This is a genomic window from Streptomyces sp. URMC 123, assembly GCF_051386515.1.
Taxonomy (GTDB): domain Bacteria; phylum Actinomycetota; class Actinomycetes; order Streptomycetales; family Streptomycetaceae; genus Streptomyces.
In genome coordinates, this window is the sequence record NZ_JBPQTV010000433.1 from 1 (window position 1) to 4,446 (window position 4,446).

The 4,446-nt window shown below is 74.4% G+C and carries 5 protein-coding genes; all 5 read left to right on the plus strand.

The window, feature by feature from the left end; all coding sequences use genetic code 11:
- Nucleotides 1–223: 223 nt before the first annotated feature.
- Entirely contained in the window at nucleotides 224–658 is a 435-nt protein-coding gene (locus ACSNOD_RS28770; protein WP_436770005.1) for an NADH-quinone oxidoreductase subunit A, read from the plus strand.
- Nucleotides 649–1,374 (plus strand): NADH-quinone oxidoreductase subunit B, encoded by a 726-nt coding sequence (locus ACSNOD_RS28775; protein ID WP_436770006.1) that lies wholly within the window; start codon nucleotides 649–651, stop codon nucleotides 1,372–1,374. The genes ACSNOD_RS28770 and ACSNOD_RS28775 overlap by 10 nt, the downstream gene beginning before the upstream one ends.
- On the plus strand, nucleotides 1,371–2,930 hold the full coding sequence (locus tag ACSNOD_RS28780) for an NADH-quinone oxidoreductase subunit C (protein WP_436770007.1): 1,560 nt from the start codon (nucleotides 1,371–1,373) through the stop codon (nucleotides 2,928–2,930). Before ACSNOD_RS28775 ends, ACSNOD_RS28780 begins: the two co-directional genes overlap by 4 nt.
- Nucleotides 2,927–3,895: a complex I subunit 1/NuoH family protein gene (locus ACSNOD_RS28785; protein WP_436770008.1), complete on the plus strand. Its 969-nt coding sequence runs from the start codon at nucleotides 2,927–2,929 to the stop codon at nucleotides 3,893–3,895. Before ACSNOD_RS28780 ends, ACSNOD_RS28785 begins: the two co-directional genes overlap by 4 nt.
- Nucleotides 3,895–4,446, plus strand: a 552-nt coding sequence (locus ACSNOD_RS28790) for a NuoI/complex I 23 kDa subunit family protein (protein WP_436770009.1), incomplete at its 3' end; no start/stop codon positions are given. The genes ACSNOD_RS28785 and ACSNOD_RS28790, both read left to right, overlap by 1 nt.

A 4,446-nucleotide genomic window follows, 5' to 3' on the forward strand; every position in this document is an offset into this window, starting at 1 on the left:
GGCACCGGGGGGCCGGGGCGGGCGTCCCGGAGGGTGTTCTCGGACTTACGGGCGGTCATACCGGCCAGCCTGCCCTCTCGCCCCGGCCGCCCGCCATGGGGTACATGGGTGGGTGGAAGTGGGGATATCCCCACCGCCGCCGCCGGACACGCTGCTCACCCCGGCGGTGGCAGGGCCTAGACTCCCGTGCGTACAGATCGAGGAAACCGAGTGAGGGGCGGACGTGCTGGAGCCGACCGTACACACGGCACCTGTCCAGACGCCGGTCCAGGCACCCGTACCCATGGCGGCGGAGTACTTCCAGAGCTACTCGGTCGTCGGCCTGCTCGCCGTCGTCGGTGTGCTGTTCGTCGCCGTGGCCTTCGGGGCCGGGCGGCTGCTGCGCCCGGTCGTGCCCACGCCGGAGAAGCTGCTGACGTACGAGTGCGGCGTCGACCCCGTCGGCGAGGGCTGGGCCCACACCCAGGTCCGCTACTACGTCTACGCCTTTCTGTACGTGATCTTCGCGGTGGACTCGATCTTCCTGTTCCCGTGGGCGACGGTCTTTGCCGCCCCCGGCTACGGCGGTACGACACTGGTGGAGATGTTCATCTTCCTCGGCTTCCTCGCCGTGGGCCTGCTGTACGCATGGAAGAAGGGCGTCCTGGAATGGACGTGACACCGCCTCCCGCCGCCGGGAACGGCCCCGCCGCGCGGCCCGCCGGCCCCGCGACGCCGGCCGCTCCGGCGCCCGCGCCCGTGTCCCTCCCGGAGCCCGTGCGGCTCCCGGCCGAGGGCAAGGGCCGGCTGGGCCCGCTCGCCCGGCTGGCCCCCGAACCCATGAAGGTGGTCCTGAACTGGGGCCGCCGCTACAGCCTGTGGGTCTTCAACTTCGGCCTCGCCTGCTGCGCCATCGAGTTCATCGCGGCGTCCATGGCCCGGCACGACTTCATCCGCCTCGGCGTGATCCCCTTCGCGCCCGGCCCGCGCCAGGCCGACCTGATGGTCGTCTCCGGCACGGTCACGGACAAGATGGCCCCCGCGGTGAAGCGGCTCTACGAGCAGATGCCGGAGCCGAAGTACGTGATCTCCTTCGGCGCCTGCTCGAACTGCGGCGGGCCCTACTGGGACTCGTACTCGGTCACCAAGGGCGTCGACCAGATCATCCCGGTCGATGTGTACGTGCCCGGCTGCCCGCCGCGGCCCGAGGCGCTGCTCCAGGGCATCCTCAAGCTCCAGGAGAAGATCGCGCGCGAGTCGCTCGCGGAGCGGTACGGCTCCGGTGCGGGTGGTGCGGCTGGTGCGGGGGGCACCGGGCGGCGCCCCTCGGCCGCGGCCCTGCGCAGCCCGCTGGCCGCCGCGCCCGCGCCGGCCCCGGAGGAGAACCCCCGATGACCGGCCCCATGGACCCGGACGAGGTCACGCCCGTGCCGAACTCCCTGCCGGGCGGCGACACGACCCCCGACACGGCGGGTGCCGAGGAGGCGCCGGTGGGCTGGCTGCCGCGCGCCGCCGGAGCGCTCTTCGGCGACGGCGCGCGCGCCGAGGAGACGTACGGCCTGCTCACCGTGGACGTCCCCGCCGAGGCGTGGATCGCCGCGCTCGGGACGGCGCGGGACACGCTCGGCTGCACCTACTTCGACTGGCTGAGCGCCGTCGACGAGCCCGGCACCGGCTTCCGCGTGGCTGCCCACGTCGTCGCGCTGCCGCACCCCGACCGCAGCGGTACGGGGCCGGCCGACGCGGGCACCGTACGCCGGCTGCTGCTCCGTACGACCGTGCCGCACGACGCCCCCGCGCTGCCCACCGCCACCGGCGTCTACGCCGGCGCGGCCTGGCACGAGCGCGAGACGCACGAGATGTTCGGCGTCGACTTCACCGGCCACCCCGGCCTCGCGCCCCTGCTGCTGCCCGAGGGCTTCGAGGGGCACCCCCTGCGCAAGGACTTCGTCCTGGCGGCCCGCGTCGCCAAGGCGTGGCCGGGCGCCAAGGAGCCGGGGGAGTCCGAGGGCGGCGGGCCCAAGCGCCGCCAGATGCTGCCGCCGGGCGTGCCCGACCCCAACGAGTGGGGCCCGCTCAAGGGCCAGCTGCCGCCCGCGCCCGCGCGCCCGGCGCGCGGCGCCAGGGCGGCGGCGGGAGCCGGCGCGGCGGGCGACCGCCCGGTGCGCCGCGCCCGCACGGCGGCCGCGGGCTCCGCGAGCCAGCAGCCGACAGCGCCGACCGGGCCCGAGCGCCCGGCCCGGCGCGCCCGCAGCGCGAGCGAGGGTTCGGCGAGCCAGCAGCCGGCCGAGGCGGCCGGTACCGCGCCGACCGGGACCGATCGCCCGGTCCGGCGTGCTCGCAGCGCGAGCGAGGGCTCGGCGAGCCAGCAGCCGCCGACGGATACCGCCGCGCCGAGGCGCTCGCCCGACGCCCCCTGGCACAACCCCCGCCCGGCCTTCGAGGACGACGGCACGGACCGGGGAACGCCCGCGGCGCCGACCGCCGCCGAAGCGACCCCCGAACCGGCTCCCCGGGCCACCACGGGCCCCACCGCCGACGCGGACCAACAGCAGCAGCCTCCGCAAGCGGACAAGCCTGCGGAACCCGCAGAGCGGTCCGCGCAGGCGGAGCAGCCGGAGGCGCCCGCGCAGAGCGATGAGCCCGCCGAGGTGCCGCGCTCCGCGCAGGCGGCGGAGACTCCTGCGGCGAAGCCTGCGGAAGCCCCTGCCGAGCGTGGCGCGAGCCAGCCCGCGGAGGCGGTGCAACCGCAGGCGCCTGCGGAAAGCGACGAGCCTGCGGAAGCGCAGCGCCCCGCACCGGCGGTGCAACCCCAGCAGCCCGCGCGAACGGAACAGCCCGCCGAGGCGCCGCGCTCCGCGCGGGCGGAGCAACCACAGCAACCCACTCAAGCTCACGAACCCGCGGAGCGACCCGCGGAGCGGAAGCGCGAAGGAGGCGAGAACCCGTGAACGACGTCCTCGACGTCATCCTGCGGCTGCTCGCCGTCTTCGTCGCCTTCCTCGTGCTGCCGCTCGTCGTGGGCCAGACCGAGCACAAGGTGATGGCCCATATGCAGGGCCGCCTCGGCCCGATGTACGCGGGCGGCTTCCACGGCTGGGCCCAGCTCGTCGCCGACGGCGTGAAGTTCGCGCAGAAGGAGGACGTCGTCCCGGCCGGTGCCGACCGGCGGATCTTCCAGCTCGCGCCGGCCGTCGCGCTGCTGCCCTACCTGCTCGTGCTGCTGGCGATCCCGATCGGCCCGGGCGACGGCCTGGTCGGCCAGGTCCTGGACGCCGGCATCTTCTTCGTGCTCGCCGTGATGGGCGTCGGCGTCCTCGGCTCGCTGATGGCCGGCTGGGCCTCGGCCAACAAGTTCTCCCTGCTCGGCGGCCTGCGCACGGCCGCCCAGCTGCTCGCGTACGAGCTGCCGATGCTGCTCGCCGCCGCCTCCGTCGCGATGGCCGCCGGCACCGTCTCGCTGCCGGGAATCGTCGACGCGTTCCACTGGTGGTGGGTGCCCTGGCAGATCGTCGGCGGGCTGGTGTTCTTCACCGCCGGCCTGGCCGAGCTGCAGCGGCCGCCGTTCGACATGCCGGTCGCCGACTCCGAGATCATCTTCGGTGCGTACACCGAGTACACCGGTCTGCGGTTCGCGCTCTTCCTGCTGGCCGAGTACGCCGGCATCGTCGTGCTCTGCGGCCTGACCACCGTCCTCTTCCTGGGCGGCTGGCACGGCCCCTGGGGCGCCGACGGCCTCGGCTGGGTGTGGACCCTGCTGAAGACCGCGCTGCTCGCCTTCGTCGTCATCTGGCTGCGGGTGACCTACCCGCGGCTGCGCGAGGACCAGCTGCAGAAGCTGGCCTGGACGACCCTCATCCCGCTCGCTCTGGCCCAGATCGCCCTCACCGGCGTCGTCAAGGTGGTGATCTCGTAGTGGCCCCCATCCCCGGGTCCGGCCTGGCCAAGGGCCTGGCCGTCACCCTCCGTACGATGACGCGCCGGTCGCACACCGCCCAGTACCCCGACGTGCAGCCGGAGCTGCCGCCCCGCAGCCGGGGCGTGATCGCGCTGTTCGAGGAGAACTGCACGGTCTGCATGCTCTGCGCGCGCGAGTGCCCCGACTGGTGCATCTACATCGACTCCCACAAGGAGACGATGCCGCCCGCGGCCCCCGGTGGCCGCGAGCGCAGCCGCAACGTCCTCGACCGGTTCGCCATCGACTTCTCCCTCTGCATGTACTGCGGGATCTGCATCGAGGTGTGCCCGTTCGACGCGCTCTTCTGGTCCCCGGAGTTCGAGTACGCGGAGGAGGACATCCGCGACCTCACGCACGAGCGCGACAAGCTCCGTGAGTGGATGTGGACCGTGCCCGCGCCGCCCGCGCTGGAGGAGGGCGCGGAGGAGCCGAAGGAGATCGCCGCCGCCCGCAAGACCGCGGAGAAGCTCGCCGCGGCCCAGGCCGCCGAGGCCGAGGCGGGCCCCGCG